This is a genomic window from Methylophilus sp., from assembly GCF_035460085.1.
Taxonomy (GTDB): Bacteria; Pseudomonadota; Gammaproteobacteria; order Burkholderiales; family Methylophilaceae; genus Methylophilus.
Genome location: NZ_DATHWZ010000066.1, coordinates 19328 through 42260 on the forward strand (window position 1 = coordinate 19328; position 22933 = coordinate 42260).

The 22933-nt window shown below is 49.2% G+C and carries 24 protein-coding genes; 8 read left to right on the plus strand and 16 right to left on the minus strand.

What is annotated here, in order from left to right; translation table 11 throughout:
* Positions 1 to 62 precede the first annotated feature (62 nt).
* Genes aspS through VK958_RS09990 form a run of 3 tightly spaced genes read right to left on the minus strand, consistent with a single transcriptional unit; the run spans position 63 to position 2766 of the window.
* Positions 63 to 1853 (minus strand): aspartate--tRNA ligase, encoded by a 1791-nt coding sequence (gene aspS / locus VK958_RS09980; RefSeq protein ID WP_325241036.1) that lies wholly within the window; start codon positions 1851 to 1853, stop codon positions 63 to 65.
* A 30-nt stretch (positions 1854 to 1883) separates the two neighbouring features.
* Positions 1884 to 2483: a DUF502 domain-containing protein gene (locus VK958_RS09985; protein WP_325241037.1), complete on the minus strand. Its 600-nt coding sequence runs from the start codon at positions 2481 to 2483 to the stop codon at positions 1884 to 1886.
* A gap of 19 nt (positions 2484 to 2502) precedes the next feature.
* Positions 2503 to 2766: an FmdB family zinc ribbon protein gene (locus VK958_RS09990; protein WP_325241038.1), complete on the minus strand. Its 264-nt coding sequence runs from the start codon at positions 2764 to 2766 to the stop codon at positions 2503 to 2505.
* A gap of 130 nt (positions 2767 to 2896) precedes the next feature.
* Here VK958_RS09990 and VK958_RS09995 point away from each other — a divergent pair, with 130 nt between their 5' ends.
* Complete coding sequence (locus VK958_RS09995) at positions 2897 to 3091, plus strand: hypothetical protein (protein WP_325241039.1); 195 nt, start codon at positions 2897 to 2899, stop codon at positions 3089 to 3091.
* A 20-nt stretch (positions 3092 to 3111) separates the two neighbouring features.
* Here VK958_RS09995 and VK958_RS10000 read toward each other — a convergent pair whose 3' ends face one another.
* Both VK958_RS10000 and VK958_RS13950 read right to left on the minus strand, forming a co-directional pair.
* The gene (locus VK958_RS10000) at positions 3112 to 3471 is read right to left on the minus strand and encodes a glycine cleavage system protein H (RefSeq protein WP_414683877.1); all 360 of its coding nucleotides are present in this window, start codon (positions 3469 to 3471) and stop codon (positions 3112 to 3114) included.
* Between the two features lie 115 nt (positions 3472 to 3586).
* Positions 3587 to 3985, minus strand: coding sequence for a hypothetical protein (locus tag VK958_RS13950; RefSeq protein ID WP_414683878.1), 399 nt, complete (start codon positions 3983 to 3985; stop codon positions 3587 to 3589).
* Here VK958_RS13950 and VK958_RS10005 point away from each other — a divergent pair.
* The gene (locus VK958_RS10005; protein WP_414683879.1) at positions 3984 to 4787 is read left to right on the plus strand and encodes a serine hydrolase; all 804 of its coding nucleotides are present in this window, start codon (positions 3984 to 3986) and stop codon (positions 4785 to 4787) included. The two genes, VK958_RS13950 and VK958_RS10005, sit on opposite strands and share 2 nt — an antisense overlap.
* A 77-nt stretch (positions 4788 to 4864) precedes the next feature.
* Here the strand turns inward: VK958_RS10005 and VK958_RS10010 are convergent, their stop codons facing one another.
* Genes VK958_RS10010 through VK958_RS10020 form a run of 3 tightly spaced genes read right to left on the minus strand, consistent with a single transcriptional unit; the run spans position 4865 to position 6378 of the window.
* Positions 4865 to 5374: a DUF3106 domain-containing protein gene (locus tag VK958_RS10010; RefSeq protein WP_414683880.1), complete on the minus strand. Its 510-nt coding sequence runs from the start codon at positions 5372 to 5374 to the stop codon at positions 4865 to 4867.
* A 51-nt stretch (positions 5375 to 5425) separates the two neighbouring features.
* Complete coding sequence (locus VK958_RS10015; protein ID WP_325241040.1) at positions 5426 to 5797, minus strand: DUF3619 family protein; 372 nt, start codon at positions 5795 to 5797, stop codon at positions 5426 to 5428.
* Positions 5794 to 6378 carry an RNA polymerase sigma factor gene (locus VK958_RS10020; protein ID WP_325241041.1) on the minus strand — a complete coding sequence of 195 codons (585 nt, stop codon included), beginning with the start codon at positions 6376 to 6378 and terminating at the stop codon, positions 5794 to 5796. Before VK958_RS10020 ends, VK958_RS10015 begins: the two co-directional genes overlap by 4 nt.
* Before the next feature lie 288 nt (positions 6379 to 6666).
* On the opposite strand from VK958_RS10020, the gene VK958_RS10025 reads away from it, so the two are divergent.
* A complete protein-coding gene (locus VK958_RS10025; protein ID WP_325241042.1) occupies positions 6667 to 8268 on the plus strand; it encodes a two-component system sensor histidine kinase NtrB in 1602 nt (533 codons plus the stop codon).
* Positions 8269 to 9774 carry a sigma-54-dependent transcriptional regulator gene (locus VK958_RS10030; RefSeq protein ID WP_325241043.1) on the plus strand — a complete coding sequence of 502 codons (1506 nt, stop codon included), beginning with the start codon at positions 8269 to 8271 and terminating at the stop codon, positions 9772 to 9774. It abuts the gene before it with no gap.
* Positions 9775 to 9867: 93 nt separating this feature from the next.
* Here VK958_RS10030 and VK958_RS10035 read toward each other — a convergent pair whose 3' ends face one another.
* Complete coding sequence (locus VK958_RS10035; RefSeq protein WP_325241044.1) at positions 9868 to 10878, minus strand: sodium:calcium antiporter; 1011 nt, start codon at positions 10876 to 10878, stop codon at positions 9868 to 9870.
* A gap of 126 nt (positions 10879 to 11004) precedes the next feature.
* Here VK958_RS10035 and ampD point away from each other — a divergent pair, with 126 nt between their 5' ends.
* Positions 11005 to 11553, plus strand: coding sequence for a 1,6-anhydro-N-acetylmuramyl-L-alanine amidase AmpD (gene ampD / locus VK958_RS10040; RefSeq protein ID WP_325241045.1), 549 nt, complete (start codon positions 11005 to 11007; stop codon positions 11551 to 11553).
* 116 nt (positions 11554 to 11669) lie between these two features.
* Here ampD and VK958_RS10045 read toward each other — a convergent pair whose 3' ends face one another.
* The 6 genes from VK958_RS10045 to purM form a co-directional block, all read right to left on the minus strand.
* Positions 11670 to 12197, minus strand: coding sequence for a GNAT family N-acetyltransferase (locus VK958_RS10045; protein ID WP_325241046.1), 528 nt, complete (start codon positions 12195 to 12197; stop codon positions 11670 to 11672).
* Positions 12198 to 12207: 10 nt separating this feature from the next.
* A complete protein-coding gene (locus VK958_RS10050) occupies positions 12208 to 13452 on the minus strand; it encodes a dicarboxylate/amino acid:cation symporter (RefSeq protein WP_325241047.1) in 1245 nt (414 codons plus the stop codon).
* Between the two features lie 382 nt (positions 13453 to 13834).
* The gene (locus VK958_RS10055; protein ID WP_325241048.1) at positions 13835 to 15142 is read right to left on the minus strand and encodes an RsmB/NOP family class I SAM-dependent RNA methyltransferase; all 1308 of its coding nucleotides are present in this window, start codon (positions 15140 to 15142) and stop codon (positions 13835 to 13837) included.
* A gap of 30 nt (positions 15143 to 15172) precedes the next feature.
* Positions 15173 to 16246 (minus strand): DUF3108 domain-containing protein, encoded by a 1074-nt coding sequence (locus VK958_RS10060; protein ID WP_325241060.1) that lies wholly within the window; start codon positions 16244 to 16246, stop codon positions 15173 to 15175.
* A gap of 30 nt (positions 16247 to 16276) precedes the next feature.
* A complete protein-coding gene (locus tag VK958_RS10065) occupies positions 16277 to 16975 on the minus strand; it encodes a DUF3108 domain-containing protein (RefSeq protein ID WP_325241049.1) in 699 nt (232 codons plus the stop codon).
* Complete coding sequence (gene purM, locus VK958_RS10070) at positions 16975 to 18021, minus strand: phosphoribosylformylglycinamidine cyclo-ligase (protein ID WP_414683881.1); 1047 nt, start codon at positions 18019 to 18021, stop codon at positions 16975 to 16977. Before purM ends, VK958_RS10065 begins: the two co-directional genes overlap by 1 nt.
* 175 nt (positions 18022 to 18196) lie before the next feature.
* Between purM and VK958_RS10075 the strand changes: the two genes are divergently transcribed.
* Entirely contained in the window at positions 18197 to 19327 is a 1131-nt protein-coding gene (locus tag VK958_RS10075; RefSeq protein ID WP_325241050.1) for an AI-2E family transporter, read from the plus strand.
* A gap of 24 nt (positions 19328 to 19351) precedes the next feature.
* The gene (locus tag VK958_RS10080) at positions 19352 to 19966 is read left to right on the plus strand and encodes an HdaA/DnaA family protein (RefSeq protein WP_325241051.1); all 615 of its coding nucleotides are present in this window, start codon (positions 19352 to 19354) and stop codon (positions 19964 to 19966) included.
* Between the two features lie 4 nt (positions 19967 to 19970).
* Here the strand turns inward: VK958_RS10080 and VK958_RS10085 are convergent, their stop codons facing one another.
* A complete protein-coding gene (locus tag VK958_RS10085) occupies positions 19971 to 21068 on the minus strand; it encodes a diguanylate cyclase domain-containing protein (protein WP_325241052.1) in 1098 nt (365 codons plus the stop codon).
* A 188-nt stretch (positions 21069 to 21256) separates the two neighbouring features.
* Here VK958_RS10085 and VK958_RS10090 point away from each other — a divergent pair, with 188 nt between their 5' ends.
* Positions 21257 to 22888, plus strand: coding sequence for an NAD(P)/FAD-dependent oxidoreductase (locus tag VK958_RS10090; RefSeq protein ID WP_325241053.1), 1632 nt, complete (start codon positions 21257 to 21259; stop codon positions 22886 to 22888).
* Positions 22889 to 22933 lie beyond the last annotated feature (45 nt).

Genomic DNA, 22933 nt, shown 5'->3' on the forward strand with positions numbered 1-22933 from the left:
AAAGGACGCGCTTGAAATAATCACTGCACTCGCATTATCTAAACATGCAAGCAGACACATGATTAGCCGGCTGCTGTATTCTGCTGGCGCACGCGAATATGCAATTCGCGCAATTGTTTTTCATCCACTTCGTTCGGTGCATTGGTCATCAGGCATTGCGCGCGCTGGGTTTTCGGGAATGCAATTACATCACGGATAGACTCGGCTCCGGTCATTAACGTTACCAGGCGATCCAGGCCGAAAGCCAAACCACCGTGCGGAGGCGCACCATATTGCAATGCATCCAGCAAGAAACCGAATTTCTCTTGCGCTTCCTCCTTGCTGATTTTCAGTGCATCAAAGACTTTGGATTGCACGTCCTGTTTATGAATACGCACAGAACCACCGCCTACCTCCCAGCCGTTCAACACCATGTCATAAGCTTTGGACAAGCAGGCACCTGGATTGCTGACTAGCAAATCTTCGTGACCTTCTTTCGGTGACGTGAAAGGATGATGTAACGCGACCCAACGGTCATTTTCTTCATCATGCTCAAACATCGGGAAATCAACCACCCACAATGGTGCCCACTGACGGCCATCGACATGGCCTTTTTCATGGCCGACTCTGGTACGCAAAGCACCCAAGGCTTCGTTGACGACTTTGGCTTTATCCGCACCAAAGAACACGATGTCGCCATTTTGCGCACCTGTGCGTTCGATAATCGCTTGCAAGGCATTGACGTGAATGTTCTTCACGATCGGGCTTTGCAGGCCTTCTTCATTCAATTTGGTAATGTCGTTGATCTTGATATATGCCAGACCTTTAGCACCGTAGATCTTGACAAACTCTGTATACGCGTCGATCTCGGAACGGCTGATCGAAGCACCGTTTGGCACGCGGATCGCCGCGACACGGCCACCGACCATATTGGCGGCACCGGCAAATACTTTGAAATCGACATCTTTCATGACGTCACTCAGTTCAGTGATTTCCAGCGTTACGCGCATATCAGGCTTGTCTGAGCCGTAACGGTTCATCGCTTCACTGAATGGCATGCGCGGAAATTGCGCTGGCAGGTCTACATCCTGCACTTTTTTCAGCATGCGGCGGATCATCTCCTCGACCAGGTCCATGATATCGTTTTCTTCAAGAAATGAAGTTTCGATGTCGACCTGGGTAAATTCCGGCTGGCGATCAGCGCGCAAGTCCTCATCACGGAAACATTTAGTGATCTGGAAGTAACGGTCAAAACCGGACACCATCAGCAACTGTTTGAACAACTGCGGAGATTGCGGCAATGCAAAGAACATACCATGATGCACGCGTGAAGGAACCAGGTAATCACGCGCACCTTCTGGGGTGGAGCGTGTCAGCATTGGCGTCTCCACTTCGATAAACCCGTTTTCATCGAGGTAATCACGCAGGTTTTTCGCCACTTTGTAGCGCAGCATCAAGTTCTTCTGCATCGCAGGACGACGCAGGTCAATATAACGATGCTCCAGACGCACAGTTTCAGTCAGGTTGTCATCATCCAGCATGAAGGGTGGTGTCAGTGAAGCGTTCAGCACTTCAATCTCGGTCGCCAGCATTTCCACTTCGCCTGTAGGCAAGTTCGGGTTCACCGTGCCTTCAGGGCGGGCACGCACTTTACAGACCACGCGCAGTACAAATTCATTACGTACGGTTTCCGCAATGGCGAACGCTTCTTTGGTGTCCGGGTCGATCACGATTTGCGCCAAACCTTCGCGGTCTCGCAAATCAATAAAAATCACCCCCCCGTGATCGCGACGCCTATGGGCCCAGCCACACAGTGTCACGGTTTGTCCGATATGTTCGCGGTTCAGGTGACCGCAGTAATGTGTACGCATCATATATTTTTTATAAAGTTAAAAGGGTTGTGGTTAGTGCTGTTTTGGCAAAGGCGCCACTGTACCCATGCTGATAATGTATTTCAAGGCTTGATCTACGCTCATATCCAGCGTGATCACGTCTGATTTTGGCAACATCAGGAAAAACCCCGAGGTCGGATTAGGTGTGGTTGGCACATAAACGCTGACATATTCACCTTGCAGGTGGTTGGCAACATCGCCACCTGGCGTGCCAGTCAGGAATGCAATCGTCCATACGCCCTGACGTGGGTATTCAATTAACAGCGCCTGGCGGAATGCATTACCAGAATCAGAAAACAGGGTATCAGACACTTGTTTGACGCTGGAATAGATGGATTTCACCACCGGCACGCGGATTAGCAATCCCTCCCAAAGCTCAATCAGTTGCTGGCCAAAAATATTGGTCGCAACCAAGCCAGTCGCCAGCACAATCGCCACCGTCAATATCACGCCAAAGCCAGGGATATCCACCCCCAGCAATGTAACCGGGCGCCAGGCAGCAGGCAGCAAAAACAAACTCTGGTCCAGCGTTTGTACTAAAGTTTTGAGCACCCAGACCGTAATAAATAACGGGACCAGTACCAGCAAACCTGTGATGAAGTATTTTTTCATGATGTTAGCTTTTTCGCCCCTAGTGACAGGCGCAGCCAGAAGCGCACTTGGCACTGTCTGCAGGGGCGGGCTCTGAAGCTTTACTGGCGCTTGAATTACTGCCGCCTTTGAAGTCAGTGGCATACCAGCCACTGCCGCTCAGCTGGAAATTCGGTGCAGACACTTTTTTAGAAAAAGTCTCTTTTTGACATTGTGGACAGGTGTCCACACTAGGTGCAGAAACTTTGCGCATCAGCTCTTGCTGATACCCGCATTCGCTACATTGAAAATCGTAGATAGGCATATGTAAACGCAACCCGAAGGACAACTTGCTGAAAAAGATTTAATAAGCGGCAAATTATACCTGATTCGCGCTGGAAAACATCAAAACGGCGGCGATGTAATTGAATTAAAAAGACTTTAAGGACTCACGCATGCAATACACAAACAGCAAATCGGTCGCACTTTCTATCCTGTTTATCTTTTTAGGATTAGTCAGCCGCGACCTGAATGCGCATCATCAAAGACTGTCCCTAAATAACGCCAAGCAACATCCGCGTACTTTTTCGGTGCTGGTTAAAGATATTCTGTATGCAGAACCCACATTGACTATCCGCAGGCTAGAATAATCAGTTGATTGTACGGTCTTTTAAACCTGAGCTTCGTAAGTCGCCTGATCCAGCAACAATTCAGCCCCGTTTGCATTTGCTTCCAGCTTAAAAAGCCAGGTAGCGTAAGGATGATCGTTCACTTTTTCAGGTGATGACAAGGCGTCTTCGTTGATCGCTTTTACAACACCAGCCAAAGGCGCATGAATATCTGAACCGGTTTTTACCGATTCGATCAGCCCGCAAACTGCAAACTGAGCCACAGACTGACCGACTTTTGGCAGGTCGATAAACACCACGTCACCCAGCATATTCTGCGCATAATCGCTGATGCCGACCAACCATGTGCCATCATCCGATTGCGCCGCCCACGTGTGTTCTTTAGAAAAGAGGTATTTCAAGCCTGTTGACATAAGTTTAAAAAAAGAAAAATTGAGTGATAATGATTGTGCCATAGACTATTATTCCGACCAAAGCTTATTGAGCTATCGCTGTCACATCACTTGCTTTTACGCTTTAATTTTTTACACTAAAAAATTGCGATAAGTGATTGACGCTGAATAATAACTGGGCAATAATAAAACTGGTTTGTGGAAGGTGGATCATGAGTTTTTTCAAGCATTGTCTTAAAGTTTTACTGGTGAGTTCTATTGCATTTGCGCCAGCAGGCCAAGCAATTGCGAAATCCCCATCTAAAAAACATTCGGTTTCTAGTAGCCAGAAAAAAAACAATCCGCGCGTTTCGTCCGAATATCGCGTTAATCCTAACAAAACCAGGGCTATGCGCCCTGCTAAAGTCAGGGCACACGCAAGAAAAGCTTCAAAACCTGCTGTCGATGCAGAAATGTTCGATTCTTTTACGGGCAAGTCTAGCAACAGTAATCTGGCGATTGCTTCGACAAAAGCACTGGTCATGAACCAGAACACCCACGAAATCATTTATTCCAAGAACCTGGATACCCCTACACCGATTGCTTCAGTCACCAAACTTATGACGGCAATGGTGGTTCTGGATGCCAAACTAAACCTGGCTGAAGAAGTTTCGATTACCGATATGGATGTAGACTACCTCAAAGGGACTTCTTCACGCCTGCCGGTAGGCACAACCATGACCAGGGAAGATCTGCTTAACCTGGCATTAATCGCTTCAGAAAACCGTGCAGCTTCTGCGCTGGCAACCCATTATCCTGGTGGTAAGCAACGCTTTATTCAGGATATGAATGCAAAAGCCGCCAGCCTGGGCATGATGAACACCCACTTCGAAGATTCCACCGGGCTTAACAGCAATAACGTTTCTACTGCGATGGACTTGGCAAGAATGGTGCATGCCGCTTACCAGTACCCTACGATACGCCAGATCACGACTACTTCTGATTACGACCTGAATGTTCACAGAAGGCAACCGCTGCACTTTCACAACACCAATGCCCTGGTGAGGGAAAGTTCAAATAGCAGCTGGGAAATTGGGCTCTCAAAAACTGGCTATATTAGTGAAGCGGGCCGCTGTTTGGTGATGCAGGCGACGATTGCGGGTGAACCATTGATATTGGTCTTACTGGATTCTGTCGGCAAATTGACACGTATTGGTGATGCTAAACGTATCAAAAAATGGATGGAGCATAACTCCAACACATTAAGCTCGCGGAATGATGGTCGCGGCGACATCGTGCTGACAGGCTTATCGATGAGCAAAACGCTGGGTGAAGAAGCCAACTGAGCTGATCGCAATCACCATAAAAACATCAACAAAAAAGCCCGCAAATGATGCGGGCTTTTTTATGTCATTCAGGCAGATTAATTAGGCTCGGCGCCATCAAACTCCGGATCATATCCTTCACTGGCTGCCGCTTTGCGCTGATGCTCTTTCCATTGCTTGCGCAGGGCTTCTTTCTTTTCAGGACTTAAGGCCTGGAACTGCTGATAACGCTTACGCGCATTTTCACGCTCATAAGGCGTCATGCGACTCCATTTTACCAACTGCTTCTGAACACGCTGCTGCTTCTGGGCATCCATTTTTGGATATTGATGCGCAATATCCAGCATTTTTTCGCGTTGCCATGGGCGTAGCGTATCCCATTCACTTTTTAATGGTGCGAGTACCAACCGTTGCTGATCAGTTAATTGCACCCAGGTAACGTTGGCTGCAGGATCGTCTGGTGACAAATCATTCTTGATTGCGCCAATATCCGCCATCGCCAACAATGCCGGGCCACTATCCAGCTCCCCAGCTTGCGCGGGAAGTGCGCTTGCGGCAGCTCCCAAAAACAATACGACACACCCTGATATTAATGAATGATTTAGCATCACTTCTCATTGTTCCAATAATTTAAACCGCTTAACCTCATAGCCCAGGCTTCAAATATGTTCTGAATAGTGCCAGGGTTCAAACCCGTTATCGACGAAGGCTTCTACAGGCAAGTCTGCGCTTAGCAACAAGGCATCATCGTTATGCTGGGCAGAAATCACCAACAGGCTGATTACAAGACACACAGATAAAGCTGCAGCACCCATCATGCGCGGGTGGCCGAATGACGCCCAAGACAAAATATCGCCCATCGCTGGTGATGTTTGCTTGTTTTCGGCAAAGCGGCTTAGCGCAGCTTGCCTGGCTTTGGTTAATCGTGCCTCAACCTCTGCGGATAGTGGCGTGACATCATGTTTCAATAAATCCACACATTCGCGTAGAGGCAGTGGCAAGTCGTCTTCCGGATGACGTTGATCGCTCATGGCTTTACTCCTCTTTTTTGCAACTTCTGACCACCGAGACCAGCTTGCTCTAATAACTGGGACATGGCGCTGACAGCTCGGGAACAATGCGTTTTGACGCTTCCTTGCGAACAACCCATGGCTGCCGCAGTCTCGGCGACATCCAACTCCTCCCAATAACGCAATACGAATGCTTCTCGTTGACGCGCCGGTAACTTTTCTAACGCTTTTCCAATCAGAACCATGGTTTGTGATCGCTCCAATTGGTCAGCAGGGTTATTGTCCGCACCTTCAACATCTATTGTTTCCAGCAGATCAAACTCTTCATCATCCTGCGAACCAAAGGAAGAAAATAAAGAAGTCCACAAATTGCGGACTTTTTGCCGACGCCAATAATCACGGGTAGTATTTTGCAGGATTCGCTGAAATAGCATGGGATATTCTGCAATGGGCTTGCCGGCATATTTATCTGCCAGTTTCAGCATTGCATCTTGCACGATGTCCAATGCAGCGTGGTCATCGCGCACAGCATAAGCTGTTTGCCTGAAGGCCCTTTTTTCAATCTGCCGTAAAAAATCCGATATTTCTTGCGCACTCGCCACTACGGTTCCCAATCCCCGAGATAATCAAAGTTTTCCACTCGCCGATGTGCATTATTCGCCGCATTTATGGTTATTTTCGGCAGTCGAAGAAATAGGCATCGTTTTATCTCCCTGTTGATTGGAGTATATCAGTTTTAATTTTATTACTGATAGAATAAGGATGAATGGCTGCAAAAGTGTGACTCATCCCATGAAAATCAAAAAAGCATTATCCATAAACGACAGCATGCACTCAGATGCCTGGACCACTAGACCATTTCCTCATGCATTTGCACGATGGTTCCCGTTATGAGTGCCACGCATCTGGAAAAAGCACCAGACTTGCAACATCTCAGGCTATACAGCCTGTATCGCCTGTGTGCTTCGGGTATGCTGCTCGGCAGCCAACTATGGCCATATTTGAAACAGACTTATGAGCCGCCTTCTTTTGTGTTCTGGTTATTGGTGGTGTTCTTCTTTTATGCGCTGACAGTCAGCTTCAGTTTCAGGCATCTCCAGTCCAAAAGCGGACTCGCACTAAAACTGCAAACCAGCCTGGATATCGTATTTATTGTGGTGATGATGCATTTCTTGCAAGGTGGCCAAAGTGGCATCGGCTTACTGCTTATCATCAATATCATCTTCGCCGGGCTGATCAGTGATGGCCGCTTCGCCATGTTTTATGCGGCGATCGCCACTATCGGCATCCTGCTCGAAAACACGCACCAGGTGTTAAAACATAGCCTGCAAGACAGTAATTACAATGATTACAGCAGCGCCGTGCTGCTCTCTTTAAGTTGTTTTGCCACTGCCTGGCTGGCACAAACCCTGACGTCCCGTATGCAAAGCAGTGAAAAACTGGCAACTGAACGTGGCCAGGATATTGAACAGCTGGCGCGGACCAATGCCCTGATTACGCAAGAAATGCCGAATGGGGTGCTGGTGATAGATCAACATCAGCGTCTGAAACATTACAATTTGCAGGCATGCAAATTACTCGGACTGGAAGATAGCCAGTGTCAGGAGATCGTCAAATCACAGGCAACCTTAAGCATGCTGACGCCCGCTATCACGCAACTCCTGCAATCGGCCCCGGCCAATAAACTCGCGCCGCAAGATGCCACCAAACTGACGATTAATAACCGTGACCTGGGCATCCGCTTTCATGCGATTTCAGAAAATACCGATAACGGAGTGGTGATCTTCATTGAGGACTGGTCACAGATCCAGACGCAGGCGCACCAGGTGAAACTGGCCGCGCTGGGCAGACTGACCGCCAATATCGCCCATGAAATCCGCAACCCCTTAAGCGCCATCAGCCACGCCACTCAGTTATTGCAGGAAGACTCTGTAGATCCGGGAACGGAGCGCATGTTGCAGATTATTTCTGATAACGTACAACGGCTAGACCAGATCATCAAAGATGTACTTGAGTTAAACCGCCGTGACCGCACCAACCAGGAACAATTCAAGATCAAAAACTTCATACAGGAGTTCTACCAGCAATTTTGTGCGGTAGAAAAAATCGACCCGCAGAATTTCACATTAAGCATCGCAGAGAAACAGGGCTCGGTGGTATTTGATCGCAGACATATCAATCAGATATTATGGAATTTATGTAAAAATGGCTGGAGGCACAGCAAACAGCAAGCGCGTAGTCTGCAACTGAAAGTCACTGGTGACAAAAGCGGCCAGTTCATTCACGTGCTGATCAAAGATGATGGTGACGGCATAGACCCTAAGATACAGCCGCATTTGTTTGAGCCGTTTATGACCACGGAAAAAACCGGTACTGGCCTGGGTTTGTTTATCGCACGTGAACTTGCTGAAGCTAATGGCGCCAAACTGGATTATTCCAGCACCTTAAGCGGCACACAATTTTCACTGACAATTAAAAAGGTACTCGTTTAAATGGCAAACTCCTATCGATGTCTGGTGGTCGATGACGAAACCGATATCCGTGAACTGGTGGTCCTGACGCTGGAGCGTATGGGCATACAGGCCGAGAGCGCCAGCAATGTCACTGATGCCAAACATATGCTGCACTCTTTCAGTTATGACCTGTGCCTGACGGATATGCGATTACCGGATGGGCTGGGACTGGAACTGGTGCAGCATATCAACGCGCAATTTCCGGGGTTACCGGTGGCTGTGATTACCGCGTATGGGAGTGCCGAGAATGCAGTTTCTGCCTTGAAGGCCGGGGCATTTGATTACATCACCAAACCGATCTCACTTAAACAATTACGGCCATTGGTGGAATCCGCACTCAAACTTTCTTCGCAAAAAGAATCGAACGGCGCGAATACTGTAGACCTGATCGGCGCCTCCCCTGCCATGAGTTATGTGCGTATCATGATTGCCAAGCTGGCACGCAGCCAGGCACCTGTGTATATCAGTGGCGAATCCGGCAGCGGCAAAGAGCTCGCTGCCAGGCTGATTCACCAGAACAGCTCGCGCAAGGACCAGGCCTTTATTGCAGTCAACTGCGGCGCCATCCCTGAAAACCTGATGGAAAGCGAATTCTTTGGTTATAAAAAAGGCTCGTTTACCGGCGCTATCCAGGACACACAAGGCCTGTTTCAGGCTGCGAATGGTGGTACTTTATTCCTGGATGAAGTCGCAGACTTACCGCTAGCCATGCAAGTGAAATTATTGCGCGCTATCCAGGAGAAAAAAGTACGCGTGGTCGGCAGCACAGTGGAAGAAACGGTCGATGTGCGCATTATTTCCGCTACCCACAAAAACCTGAACGCCATGATGGAAAAAGGCGAGTTCAGGCAAGATCTGTATTACCGCCTGAATGTGATCCAATTGAAAATGCCTTCATTACGCGAACGGCCGGAAGATATCCCGGAACTGACCGAGCGATTGCTGGCCAAACTCTGCCAGAACCAGAACATCAGCAAACCGGGCATTGCGCCTGAAGCGAAAGTGTATATCCAGCAATTACAGTTTCATGGCAATGTACGTGAACTGGAAAACATGCTGGAACGCGCGCTGGCATTGTGTGATGGCCTGACCATAGCGATAGAGGACTTATCGCTGGAAGATATGCCTGCTGCGCCTATTAGTGACAGACCGGTGATGCCCTGGAATACGCCTGCCATAGAAGATCGCATGAGCTCACCCACAAGCCCTGCGCTATATAACGAGGGAATCGCGCCACTGGAAAGTGTAACAAGCCAGTCAGCAAGTGCTGGCAATACCATGCTGCCTATGGATGTCAGCCTGTCCGACTATCTGGAAGATATTGAGAAACGCACTATCTTGCAGGCACTGGAGAAAACCAATAATAACAAAACTGCTGCTGCCAAATTGCTGGGTATCAGTTTCCGCACCTTGCGCTATCGCTTATCAAAACTCGGCCTATCCAAAGAGCAGGATGTCGATGATAGCGACGGCGAAGAAGAATAAGGGTTATAAGGATATTTGCGAGAGGAACAGAAGAGGATATAACGATTCAAACAACCGTTAATATCCTCTTGTTGCAGCTACTTACGCAATTATTTAACTCAAAACAATCGCCAGATATAGAATGTAGAACAGGCCATTGACCAACAGGTGCCATACCAGCAAACCGCCTTTAGCTACTCGGTAACGTAACCATATCGCTGCCAGCAAGGTGATCAAAATTCCCAGCGCCACCTCTTTTCTTGGCGCCCAATCTGTCAGCATAATCCCGATCGCTGGCAACAATGTCCCCTGGAACACCATGGCACCGGTGATATTACCAAACGCCAGCGTATCCTTGCCTTTGCGTATCCATAAGATACTGTTCACTTTCTCTGGCAGTTCGGTCGCGATTGGGATAATCAATAGTGACAATAGCAAAGCTGACACACCCAGAATCGCTGCCGCTGTTTCAACTTCATTGATAAAGCCTTTGGCACCTGCGATCAGCAAGCCAAGCCCAATCAGCAATTGCAGCACAATAGTGACGATGTTGGTTGGCAGCCCAAGCTTGGACAGCATCATGACATCTTCAGCCTCGGTAGCATGCCCTTCCTCAACCAATCCGCGGGATGCCTTGATAGTCATCAGCACATAAATAAAATAGATCAGCACCATCAGGATGCTGATGCCATATCGCACCATGGCTTCAGTATGTGGCACAAACATGGCAATCGTCGCGAAGATAAATGCCAGTATAAAGAAATTCAGGTCTCGCACCAGGCCGGTACGCTCGGGACGGATATGCCCTGTGCTGCCACGTCGCTTCCAGACCGACAACGCCATCAAACTGAGGGAAAGCGTGGCCAGCATCAGCGGTGCACCCAGGATCGCACCTACGCCAATATCGTGACCGGCATGACTATCGCCAGTCGAGGAGGTATAAGAGAAAATAGCCAGTAATGGCACCAATGTTTCGGGCAACGCTGTACCCACTGCCGCAAAAATGGAACCGGTCACGCCTTCTGAAATCCCCAGACGCTCACCCAGATGCTCCAGTGCATTAGTGAACACTTCCGCAGCAATCAGTATCACCACCAACATTAATAATAACTGTAAGAAAACCATGACTCTTTCCTGTCTGGCGGCAATCAGTTTTTCATGTGGCCTCCGCCAATGCGACATGAAATGACAAACCTGTGGTTGCGGGCGGAATCATAACGCAATTCACGCAAATTCACCTACAATGTTGGCATGTCTCCACCGCTTTCCACCACTATAAAAATTGATGATTCCGGCATGGCGAGTCCATGTCAGGTGCTGTTGTCACCCAATACCGATAGCCGCCCAGCCAATAGCGACATTGATATGATCGTGATCCATAACATCAGCCTGCCACCCAACCAGTTTGGTGGCCCGGGCATCATTGCGTTATTCACGAATCAATTGGATGCCAAAGAACACCCTTATTACGAGACGATCAGCCACTTAAAAGTATCCTCGCATTTTTTAATTCGCCGACAAGGCGAGTTGATTCAATTCGTCAGTTGCAACCAGCGTGCCTGGCACGCAGGCGTATCCCACTGGCAAGGTAGAGAGCGCTGTAATGATTTCTCGATTGGCATAGAGCTGGAAGGCAGTGATGATTGCGCTTTTAATGAGGTGCAGTACCTTACTTTACAAGCGCTGATAGACGCATTGCAAAATCGCTACCCAATCAAGCATATCGTCGGCCATTCAGAGATTGCACCGGGACGCAAAACAGACCCTGGTCCTTTTTTTGATTGGCAACGGATTAAATGACCATATCTGGGAAGTACTAGCGCCTGATTCGCCGGCTTATTGGCGAATGACTGAACGCATATTACAAAGCGGTGAAAAGCATTCTTTAAAATACAGGCTTAATAACCAACAATAAATCACAACACTTTCTGCAAAGCAATCAACTGCATATCCTCAACCTGCGCCTGCCACATATCCGGCTGATGCGGAAACGGCACCGTCTTCCCAGTCGGCTGATATCCCAGCCGCCGATAAAACGCAATCAACGCCTCACGCAGACTAATCACCATCATTTCGGCCCGTTGTGCCTGCCACTGCGCTTTCGCCAACTTCTCTGCTGCGAGTATCATGGTTTTACCATACCCGAGATTCTGCAATAACGGCGAAACAGCAATCATGCCCAGATGGACAGTTTCCAATGATTCTGGATTTTGCTCAAGGCAGATGCAGGCAGCCACCACCCCACCCACTTCTTCACCAAGCAGAATACAGGCATGTTCGCTTTCTATCAGCGCTTGTATCGTACGCTCACTGGTGCGCACCCCAGTCAGCAAATCAGCTTCGGTGGTCCAACCGGCGCGGCTGGTTTCCCCGCGATACGCAGCATTGACTAATGCGCAAATCACGGGGGTGTCTGATACCTGTGCGAGACGTTGTTCTAACATGGCTTAAATTCTAGCGCGAAGAATTGGATTCGGTCACATGCTGCACTACCAGGCTACCTATCATGTCGCCTTCCACATTGACGCTGGTACGCACAGTATCCAGCAACCGGTCTATTGGCAATAATATTGCAATCGCTTCCGCAGGCAAGCCGACGCTTTGCAATACCATTACCATGGTCACCATACCGGCACTGGGGATACCAGGCGCTCCCATCGCGGCAATCATGGTAGTAAAGCACACTACCAGCTGCTGACCGAGCGACAAATCAATGCTTGCCAGTTGTGCCACGAATAGCGCGGCAGCGGCTTCGTACAAGGCTGTGCCATCCATATTCACACTCGCGCCCAGCGGCACGACAAAACCGGCAACCTCTGGCTTCACCTGCATATTTTGCGTGGCGCAGCGCATGGTCACCGGCATGGTTGCATTGCTTGAACTTGTGGCAAATGCCGTCAATAAGGCTTCACGCGCATTGCGTAAAAACCATAGCGGGCGTTTGCCGGTGATGAGGAACAACAGCAATGGTAACACCACCAGCCCATGCAACAATGTGGTGCCAGTGACTAACAGAATGAATTTGGTCAGCGTCGTAAACAGGCTGAGATCTTGCGTGGCGACCAGTTTAAAAAGCAGCGCCGCAATTCCAAAAGGTGCCAGGCGCATGATCCAGTTGATCATCTGCATGCAGACCGCCATGCCTTCTTCAAACAAACCCAATAATTGCGGATAGCGGTCCGACGCCATCACCAGTGCAATCCCCAACACCAGAGCAAACGCCACAATCGCAATGATATTGCCATCCGCCAGGGCTTTGAAAGGGTTCATGAAAATCCCATGCAGAAACTGGGTAAAGAACTCAGGCATAGTCAATTGCTTTGACTCAAACTGTTGCATCGCATCGGCAAACATATCCAAGTGCAAGCCCTCGCCAGGTTTAAAAATATTACTGGCACCCAGACCGATCGCAATGGCTATCAAGGTAGTCGTCGCAAAAAAGAGTAACGTTGTTTTCCATACCAGATTGATCTGGCTATGCTGGCGCAAATTGGCGATGCCGGTCACGATGGCGCAGAACACTAAGGGGATCATCACCATTTTGAGCAGGTCGATAAACAGGGTGCCGACCAGGTTGGCTCCGTAAAGACTCCAGTGCACAGACGCTGCAGTAGCGGGCATCCCATGTACCGCCCAACCGCCAGCCACTCCCAACACCGCAGCAATCAGTATTTGCATATTCAAGGTGAGTTTTGTCATTTGTATGCTTATTAAGAATGTTGGATTCAAGAATAACGCAAAAGCGAACTTTTGGCATATGCCAAATGGGACTCAAGAGGCGTGATAAAAGTAACTCCGGTCAACATACTTAAGGTTTTTTGGCAGGATAACCTGAAGGTTTAAAGTCAAAAGACCCGGCGGCCATAATTAGGCAAGTGTCATGATTAGACAAATAAACAGAGTGTATGAAATACTCAATCGTAAACGTGGATTAACGACCAAAATGATGTGGAGACTACACCAGGATTTGGGAGTTTCAGCAGAGAATTAAATTCGTCCAAGCGGAAACTAATCCACCTGGACGAAACATAGTTTTTTTAATGCTAATGAAAGGCAGCGATTGAGATATTCAAGCGACTGATCAAGTACTCTCTTTTGCAGTATCCGCTGTTGGGCCAGTCTTCTCAAACACCGCCGCAAAGAACCCGTCCGTGCCATGTAAATGCGGGAGCTGTTTTAAATATTCGCCCGTATCCAGCTCAATATTCTGCTGCGCCAACACTTCATTGGCAGGGATGAGTTTAAAGTCCGGATGTGCTTGCAGAAATGCTTCGGCGATTGCTTCGTTTTCATCACGTAACAGGCTGCACGTCGCATAGATGACACGGCCACCGACCTTGCACAGTTTGGCAGCGCGCGCCAGGATGTTGCTTTGCTTCACATTCAGCTCGGCAACGTCCTGTTCGGTCTGGCGCCATTTCAAATCCGGGTTACGTCGCAAGGTACCCAAGCCGCTGCATGGGGCATCTACCAAAACACGGTCAAACTTGCCGTTCAGGCGTTTGAGTTTTAAATCGTTTTCGTTATTAATCAGCTGCGCTTGCAGGTTGGATAATCCGCTGCGTTTCAAGCGGTGGCCCAGATTATTCAGGCGTTTTTCTGATACATCAAACGCATATAACCTACCGGTGTTTTTCATCAGTGCACCCAGCGCCAAGGTTTTACCCCCTGCACCGGCACATAAATCAGCTACCATTTGTCCGCGTTTTGGCGCCACTAAATAACTGAGTAACTGACTGCCTTCATCCTGTACTTCGATTTTGCCTTCGGTAAACAGGATGTGTTTACCGATGTTCAGGCGTGAGCCCATACGGATGCCGACCGGGGAGTAAGGCGTGGTGGTAATCACGTTATCTTTCACGGTGTTTTCGGCCAGCATGCGCGCCATGACTTCTTCACGGTTGGCTTTGATGGTATTCACGCGCAGATCCAGGCTGGCTTGCTCAAACATGCTGCGGCAAATGGTCATGGCTTCGGCTTCGCCATATTGTGCCACCAGCTTGTCCCAAAGCCAGTCGCGCACATCGGCCAGAATCGCCGGGGAAAAGCCTTCGCTGGTTTTGCTTTTAATTTGCACCGCCCATTCTTTTTGCCGCTCATCCAGCATGTCGTCTAGATCACGGATGCTTTTGCCCTCAATCTTGATCAGCAGGGCCAGGATCAGTTTACGCGTATCTTCCTGTTCATCCGGTTCTGTGATGCTGATTTCGCGCAAGTAGCGGTAGCGACGCAATACGCCATAAGCGGTTTCGGCGATCCACGCGCGCTCTTTGGTGCCTAGCTCGCGATGCTGGCGAAAAAACTCACTGAGTTTGCCATCGGCCGGGCTTTCGAATTGCAGCATGTCATTTAATAAAGCCGCCGTCTGGCGCATAAGGGTGGAATTCATGAATGTCTTTCAAATATATTGCGTATTGCGTTATTCAGTGATCAACCGCGTAGCGACCTGTTCAATCACCATGCCGTTTTTTTCCTGTTTTCTGATTTTGACTGGCACATACCGGTAATCGGTGGCCAGCCATAATTCTATTTTTTCGTCCGTTTCACCCCGTGTATGGGCAATATGCACCGTTTGAATGGTCTGGTCGGCAATCACCATGGCGTCTTCACCTTCAAACTCGTATTGGTAGGTGTTCAAGCGCCGCCCGTTGGTGAGCGCAATATGCATTTCCTGCAATGGCGGCACAAACATGAACTGGTACATAAAACTGAGAATGTCCTGCGTGTTACGCGGCAGGTCAACCCGTTGCTCACCCTTGGATGTTTTCAGGGTAATAAAATTGGTTTCCCAATCCAGGTTAGCTTCATATATTTTGTCCGCTTTGCTGCCAAATGCGTAGCGGTAGAAATGCGGCTTCAATCCATGTGGGCCGACATCTCCACGGCTTTGTTGTTCCAGCTTCGGGTAGAGCAATTTCAACAAACCACGCCCTTCAACCACCCAGCGCAGATTGTATTGTCCGGATGGTTCCTGCACATAGTCAATGTTTGCGCTACCTGCGGGCTGCTTTTCACCATTTACATATACAGCATATTCAGTGCTTACCCGCTGATAAGGCGGCGGTAGCGCCGCATCCGGTTCTACAATGGCACTGTCTGTTTCATGCCAGGCAGCGATTTCTGCGTTGCGGGCTTCTTCCTCCTGCGCCATGGCATCTTCACTCGTTTCCGAAGTTGGCGATGCAGCCGCAGCGTCGGCCAGAGGCTCTGGTGGATCTCCAACTGGAGCAGTTTGTGGTGTGGGCTCAGGTGTGGCTGGTGGTGGCTTTTCCTTTGCCTGCGGCTTCACTGGTACTTTGACTGGCGGCTTGGCTGGCGCAGCTTCCAACTGGGCACTTAACAAGGTTGGCGGAGACTCATCCTGTGAGAACCAGCTTTGCCACGAAACCTCTTTCACCAGGACCACATGCACAAGCAAGGATATACATAAAGCCAACGCTAATCGCCAGGGAATGTGTTGCCGCATCCATTTTCGCAGGCTTTGTATATTCATCACGTGTTTTCCCGATGTTGAGAATACCCGTTATTGACCAGCGATACTGGTGATCACTTGTTCCATACGCTTGCCGTCATCCTGCACAACTAATTTCACTGGCAGATAGCCTTTATCTTTGGCCAGATACAGCGTTTTTTCGCCGTCGCTGTCTTCCAGTTTGATCACATGAAATGTGCCGGCCTCGGTTTGTAAAGGCGTCTTTTCTTCAGTGATTACAAATGTGTGTGACGACAGTTTCTTGCCGCTGGTAACAGGCAATTTCACCTGTTTGCCTTTCGGCGGCTGCCACATCCAGCAATACAGTATGCTTAATAGATCCTGCGTCCCTTTGGTCAGCCTCTCGGTTTCCTGAGTGCCTTTGACCTGCATATTGAGGACCTTTTTACTCCAGTCAAAATCACTGATGAGGGTTTTACCTGCGTGTTTTGACTGGCGGGATTCGAAATGGGCAGGGCGTAAAGTGTTGTCAGCCACATTCCCCTGGCTTGAGAGTGTGCGCTCACCCATTAGCTTATAAATGCCTTTGCCTTCAGCCAGTGACTCTATCTGGTATTTATTCCCGGTGACTGTCAGCTGGTCTTTCACACTGCCTATAGTGACGCCTTGCTGTAACAGGTCATATTTCAGCGTGAGTTGCTTGGGCGCTGCCGATACACTCGCGGAAGCTGCAAAAAGTAACGTTGCCAGTCCATTGACGACGAGATGATGAAAGCGCATTGGCGTCATTACACCACCACAGTCGGTGCTTCACCTGCCTGTTGCGCACGAATCTGGCCAATGCGGTAAACCGTTTCACCTGAATCCGCTAACATCTTTTGCGCCTGATCCGCATGTTCGGCAGCGACGATAATCGCCATACCGATACCACAGTTAAATGTACGGTACATTTCTACTGATTCGATATTGCCCTGTGCCTGCAACCATTGGAACAATGGCGGCAATGTCCAACTGGTTTTCTGTACTTCAGCAGTCAGCCCTTCTGGCAACACGCGCGGAATATTCTCGGTAATGCCACCGCCTGTGATATGTGCCATGCCTTTTACCGGCAATGTTTCCAGTAATTTGAGCACGGATTTCACATACAGCCTGGTAGGTGCCATGACGACATCCTTGAATTTGCGGCCGTGGAAATCTGACTCCATATCGATCCCTGATTGTTCTATCAGTTTGCGGATCAGCGAGTAGCCATTGGAATGCGCGCCGCTGGAAGCCAGGCCTAAAATCACATCACCGGCCTTGATGGTTGAACCATCGATGATATTGGCTTTATCGACACAACCGACTGCGAATCCCGCCAGGTCATATTCACCAGCCGGATACATGCCAGGCATTTCAGCCGTTTCACCACCGACCAATGCACAGCCGGATTCTTCACAGCCTTGGGCAATGCCTTTGATGACGGCCGCAGCAGTGCCGACTTCCAGTTTGCCGCAAGCAAAATAATCGAGGAAAAACAGCGGCTCGGCACCCTGCACCAGAATGTCATTCACACTCATGGCCACCAGGTCGATACCGACCGTATCATGCTTGTCCAGCTGGAATGCCAGCTTGAGTTTAGTCCCAACACCATCGGTACCAGAAACCAGAATCGGTTCCTTGAATTTTTTCGGCATGGCGAACAATGAACCAAAGCCGCCGATGCCACCCATCACTTCAGGGCGCATGGTGCGTTTGGCAAATGGCTTGATCTGCTCGACCAGTGCATCACCGGCCTCCATATCCACACCGGCGTCGCGATAGGTGACAGAAGTTTTATCAGAAGAAGTCGTCAAAATACTCTCGTTTCTTTCTATGCTATGAATATTTAATTCAATATAAATTCTATGGATATTGCAACAAAGCGCGTTATATCCACGAAATTCAGTATAATTTTAAGAATAATCATTATTTTAACGCATCTTGCCAGTTCGACCTATGCCGGATTGAGTGTATGCATTACAGGCGCCCATGTCAGATCACGAGTATCAAACGTCCAGTGTGACTCAGTTTGTCAGCGAAAATCGCTGGTGGATCGTGGCCGCGCTGTTCATCTACCTATTTTACTTGCTGGAACCTGTGCTGACGCCCTTTCTGGCAGCCATGGTCATTGCTTACATGCTGGACCCGCTGGTAGACCGGCTCAGTGAAACCGGATACCGTCAGTGGAAAGTCGGCCGTACATTGGCGACTTTGTTAGTGATGGCTGGGGTAATCCTGGCGCTGATTGGCTTGATGCTGATTATCATCCCGCTATTGCAACAGCAATCAATGCTCATTGTGCAACGCTTGCCGGCCGTGGTGGATCATTTCCACCAGCAGGTTGAGCCCTGGCTGCAACAGCGTTTTGGCATCCGTTTCAATGTGAACCCGGCCTATATACAAAAACTGGTGACCGAGCACTGGCAATCAGCGAGCAGCTTTGTTGGCAGCGTATTGTTGAGTGCAGGCCAGAAAGGCCTGAACCTGATCGGCATGCTCGCCAATATTCTCCTTTTGCCCGTAGTGCTGTTTTATTTTTTGCGCGACTGGGACGATATGATGACCGAAATCGGGGAGTTGATTCCACGCGACCTGATCGGCCGTGTCAAAAAAATCGCCAAAGATATTGACAGTGTAGTGGCCGAATTCCTGCGCGGACAGCTATCAGTGATGCTGTCACTATGCGTGTTTTATAGTATTGGGTTATGGCTGGTTGGCCTAGATATGGCGTTGTCAATCGGCATGATTGCCGGGTTACTCAGCTTTGTGCCTTATCTTGGTTTTGCCCTGGCATTTATTTTGGCCATGATGCTCGCCTTACTCCAATTCGCCTCATTGCCGGAAGTGATTCCAGTACTGATCGTGTTCGGTGTCGGCCAGTTTGTGGAAAGCTTTTTCCTGACGCCTATTCTGGTTGGTGATCGTATCGGACTGCATCCGGTATTGGTGATTTTAGCCTTGATGGCAGGTGGCCAGTTATTTGGCTTTGCCGGCGTCTTGCTGGCGTTGCCGGTTAGCGCTGCCATTGCCGTCGGTTTGCGTTACATCAAAAAAAGTTATTTGCGAAGCGAAACTTACTTACACAGCCAAGCGGCTGTGATTCAGATGCCGGATGAATGACATTTCAATTTTAAAGCATCCGCTGTGAAACAATTGTTACTGAATATCCAACCGCCGGCCGCGCCTGGGTTTGACAATTTTATTGTCGGCCAAAACCAGGAAGCACTTAGTAGCTTGCAAGCAGCCCTGGCAGGACAGGCGCCTTCACCCTTTGTGTTTTTGTGGGGCACTGCGGGCAGCGGTAAAACACATTTGTTGCTGGCAGCCCAGGCCATGGGCGCGCATATTGCCGATAACGTGCATACACTGGACGAAGAGTCGCAAATCATCCTGTTTGATACGTTCAACCATATTAAAGCCGAAGGTGGTGTATTAATCACCGCCGGTCATCATGCACCGACACAAATGGGTTTGCGCGATGATTTGGCTACACGGTTAGCGTGGGGGTTGGTCTACCAGCTACATCCATTGAGCGATAATGAAAAGGCCGATGCTTTGCGTGCGCATGCGCGTGAACGGGGGATGAAACTGCCGGATGAAGTGATCGCTTACTGCCTGAAATACCTGCGCCGGGATTTACCGACATTAGTGGCAGTATTGGATGCGCTGGATGAGTGGTCACTGACCACCAAAAAACCTGTGACCGTGCCGCTGCTGAAAAATATGCTGCAGCTAGAGCTCGCAAAACAGGCCGACTAAGCGGTTACTCACCATCAAAACTGTAAGCGCTCTTACCGTTTTTCTTGGACACATACATCGCTTTATCGGCCGCGTGCAATAGCTGCTTCACTTGCTTGCCATGCCGGGGATACTCGGCAATACCTATGCTGACCCCGATATTGAGCGCCATTGTCCTGACAATCACTGGCCGCGAAAATAACAGTATTAACCTTTGGGCCAGTTGCACCAGTTCCATGCGGTGCAGATAACTACCTACCACCAGCACAAATTCATCACCTCCCTGGCGGGCAAGGAAATCCGTTTGCCTGAGTACCTTCTGGAACATATTGGCCACTTCGATGAGCAACGCATCGCCGATTTCATGGCCGTACTGGTCATTGATCTGCTTGAATCCATCCAGGTCCATAAAAAAGATGGCGAATGGTTTTGAGTTATGTTTTGACCGCTGGAAAACAGTCTCCAAATGGTCATCAACGCTGCGCCGGTTTGGCAATCCGGTGAGCAAATCATGATCCACCTGATGACTTAACTGCTCCGTGACGGCCTGGGTTTCCATCACTTTGCCTAACAGATCGGTGGTACTGTGGTAGGAAAACAGCAATACGCCAATAATCAGCATACATAGCAAAATGGCGCCAATCACCGCCTGGACCACACGCTGGCGTATTTCTTTTTCGTAATCAGCCCGCAGCTGTTCCAGCTTGTTATCCATCTCACCAAGGCGGTCATTGATCAGCTTCATCAGCTCACGGCTTTTATCCTTGCTCAAACTCAGGTGCGACGCATACGAGCCGGCGCGCATTTGCACCTGTATGCTGATATCCATGGCATCAAATTTTCGATGGACTAATTGTTTGACTTTTTGGAGTTGCGGCCTTATTTCGCCCACTTTAACGACATGTTTATCCAGACTGGCAAACACCCTTTGCGTATCCATGCGGCCTTGTTCCATGGTATCAAGGAACAAGGTATGCCCGGTAAGCAAATATCCACGCTGGCCGCTTTCTGCGTTGGTGATCGCTTTCCCCAGCGCAGCAATCTCATAGCGTTGCCGGTCTACCGAATCTTTCTGCTCTGAAAAAGCCACCAGCTGATACATAGCGATAAATAGCCATACCATTGACCCGCACAAAATAGTGGCGGCAATGATTAACGGGATAAGTATTTGTCGCTTGTAATTAAACATAAAGTCTATAACGACCAATTCCGACACTAATTAAATAGAACCGATATTAAAATCTACCATACGCTAAGACTGAATGTAATAAAATACGTTTTTGATAGATAACCACTATCCACGAGATATTTATGCTACGAATCACCGAAATAAAATTGCCGCTAGTCCAGGCAGAAACACTAAAGCATCAGGACGACGAGATCAGGGCAGCTATCATCAAGCGGCTGGAAATTCCCGAAAGCGATTTAATCCACTTTGACATTTTCAAGCGCGGGGTGGATGCGCGTAAATCACATGCCATTCTGTATGTGTACAACATCGATGCAGAAGTTAAAAACGAGGCAAAAATTCTTGCCCGGTTTAAAAAAGACCCCCATATCAAACCGGCACCGGATACCAGCTATCAGTTTGTTGCCACCAACAATCAGGCTTCAGAACACAGGCCTGTCGTGGTCGGCTTTGGCCCGGCAGGTATTTTTGCAGCGCTGATACTGGCGCAAGCCGGTTTCAAACCTATCGTACTGGAACGCGGTAAAGAGGTGCGCGAGCGGACCAAAGACACCTGGGGATTATGGCGCAAAGGTAAATTGAATCCTGAATCCAACGTGCAGTTTGGTGAAGGCGGCGCGGGCACTTTCTCCGACGGAAAACTGTATAGCCAGATCAAAGATCCCAAACATTACGGCCGCAAGGTATTACAGGAGTTTGTCAAAGCCGGCGCGCCGGAAGAAATTTTATACGTCAGCCATCCGCATATCGGTACCTTCAAGCTGGTCGGCATGGTCGAGGATATGCGTAGCACCATCATCAGCCTGGGCGGTGAGATACGTTTTGAACAGCGCGTGACTGACATTGATATCCAGGACCAGCAAGTACAAGGTGTTACTCTGCAAACGGGCGAATATTTGCCCACCCGGCATCTGGTATTGGCAGTGGGTCACAGTGCGCGGGATACCTTTGAAATGGTTTACAACAAAGGCATTTTTGTCGAAGCAAAACCGTTTTCAATCGGCTTCCGTATTGAGCATCCACAAAGCCTGGTGGACCGCGCGCGTTATGGCAAAAGCTACAGCGACGACATCCTGCAAAAGCTGGGCGCAGCGGATTATAAACTTGTGCATCATGCGAAGAATGGCCGTAGTGTGTACAGCTTTTGCATGTGCCCAGGTGGCACGGTAGTCGCCGCCACTTCTGAGCCTAACCGTGTGGTGACCAATGGCATGAGCCAATACAGCCGTAACGAGCGCAATGCCAATGCGGGGATTGTGGTCGGCATCACGCCGGAAGTGGATTACCCCGACCATCCATTGGCAGGCATTGAGTTACAACGCCAACTGGAAAGCCATGCGTTTGTGCTGGGCGGCAGCAACTACTCGGCACCAGGACAATTGATTGGTGACTTTCTGGCAAATCGCCCTTCTACCGGGTTTGGTGAAGTCACACCTTCCTATACGCCAGGCGTGCATCTGACTAACCTTGAATCCGCCTTGCCAGAATTTGCGATTACCGCTATCCGTGAAGCGATTCCAGCATTTGCCAAACAGATTCCTAATTTTGATCTGGCGGATGGCATTTTGACTGGCGTGGAAACGCGTACCTCAAGCCCGATACGTATCAAGCGTGACGATGAGACGTTGCAAAGCATCAACACAAAAGGCTTGTTCCCTTGTGGTGAAGGTGCGGGTTATGCTGGCGGTATTTTGTCAGCAGCAGTGGATGGGATTAAGGTGGCTGAAGCGGTTTCATTGTCGCTGATTGCATAGTTACAAGTAATATCCAGAAATAAAAAAACCTGCCGAAGCAGGTTT

What these genes read in the sequence shown, in the direction of transcription:
- VK958_RS10045 (WP_325241046.1), bottom strand. Translation starts at nt 12,197, where the DNA reads ATGTTAGAACAACGTCTCGCACAGGTATCAGACACCCCCGTGATTTGC.
- VK958_RS10075 (WP_325241050.1), top strand. Translation starts at nt 18,197, where the DNA reads ATGTCAGATCACGAGTATCAAACGTCCAGTGTGACTCAGTTTGTCAGC.
- VK958_RS10030 (WP_325241043.1), top strand. Translation starts at nt 8,269, where the DNA reads ATGGCAAACTCCTATCGATGTCTGGTGGTCGATGACGAAACCGATATC.
- VK958_RS10065 (WP_325241049.1), bottom strand. Translation starts at nt 16,975, where the DNA reads ATGACGCCAATGCGCTTTCATCATCTCGTCGTCAATGGACTGGCAACG.
- VK958_RS10055 (WP_325241048.1), bottom strand. Translation starts at nt 15,142, where the DNA reads ATGAATTCCACCCTTATGCGCCAGACGGCGGCTTTATTAAATGACATG.
- VK958_RS09990 (WP_325241038.1), bottom strand. Translation starts at nt 2,766, where the DNA reads ATGCCTATCTACGATTTTCAATGTAGCGAATGCGGGTATCAGCAAGAG.
- VK958_RS10035 (WP_325241044.1), bottom strand. Translation starts at nt 10,878, where the DNA reads ATGGTTTTCTTACAGTTATTATTAATGTTGGTGGTGATACTGATTGCT.
- VK958_RS10050 (WP_325241047.1), bottom strand. Translation starts at nt 13,452, where the DNA reads ATGACAAAACTCACCTTGAATATGCAAATACTGATTGCTGCGGTGTTG.
- VK958_RS09985 (WP_325241037.1), bottom strand. Translation starts at nt 2,483, where the DNA reads ATGAAAAAATACTTCATCACAGGTTTGCTGGTACTGGTCCCGTTATTT.
- ampD (WP_325241045.1), top strand. Translation starts at nt 11,005, where the DNA reads ATGTCTCCACCGCTTTCCACCACTATAAAAATTGATGATTCCGGCATG.
- VK958_RS10010 (WP_414683880.1), bottom strand. Translation starts at nt 5,374, where the DNA reads ATGCTAAATCATTCATTAATATCAGGGTGTGTCGTATTGTTTTTGGGA.
- VK958_RS09995 (WP_325241039.1), top strand. Translation starts at nt 2,897, where the DNA reads ATGCAATACACAAACAGCAAATCGGTCGCACTTTCTATCCTGTTTATC.
- VK958_RS10025 (WP_325241042.1), top strand. Translation starts at nt 6,667, where the DNA reads ATGAGTGCCACGCATCTGGAAAAAGCACCAGACTTGCAACATCTCAGG.
- VK958_RS13950 (WP_414683878.1), bottom strand. Translation starts at nt 3,985, where the DNA reads ATGACCAGTGCTTTTGTCGAAGCAATCGCCAGATTACTGTTGCTAGAC.
- VK958_RS10085 (WP_325241052.1), bottom strand. Translation starts at nt 21,068, where the DNA reads ATGGTATGGCTATTTATCGCTATGTATCAGCTGGTGGCTTTTTCAGAG.
- VK958_RS10015 (WP_325241040.1), bottom strand. Translation starts at nt 5,797, where the DNA reads ATGAGCGATCAACGTCATCCGGAAGACGACTTGCCACTGCCTCTACGC.
- VK958_RS10005 (WP_414683879.1), top strand. Translation starts at nt 3,984, where the DNA reads ATGAACCAGAACACCCACGAAATCATTTATTCCAAGAACCTGGATACC.
- aspS (WP_325241036.1), bottom strand. Translation starts at nt 1,853, where the DNA reads ATGATGCGTACACATTACTGCGGTCACCTGAACCGCGAACATATCGGA.
- VK958_RS10060 (WP_325241060.1), bottom strand. Translation starts at nt 16,246, where the DNA reads ATGAATATACAAAGCCTGCGAAAATGGATGCGGCAACACATTCCCTGG.
- VK958_RS10090 (WP_325241053.1), top strand. Translation starts at nt 21,257, where the DNA reads ATGCTACGAATCACCGAAATAAAATTGCCGCTAGTCCAGGCAGAAACA.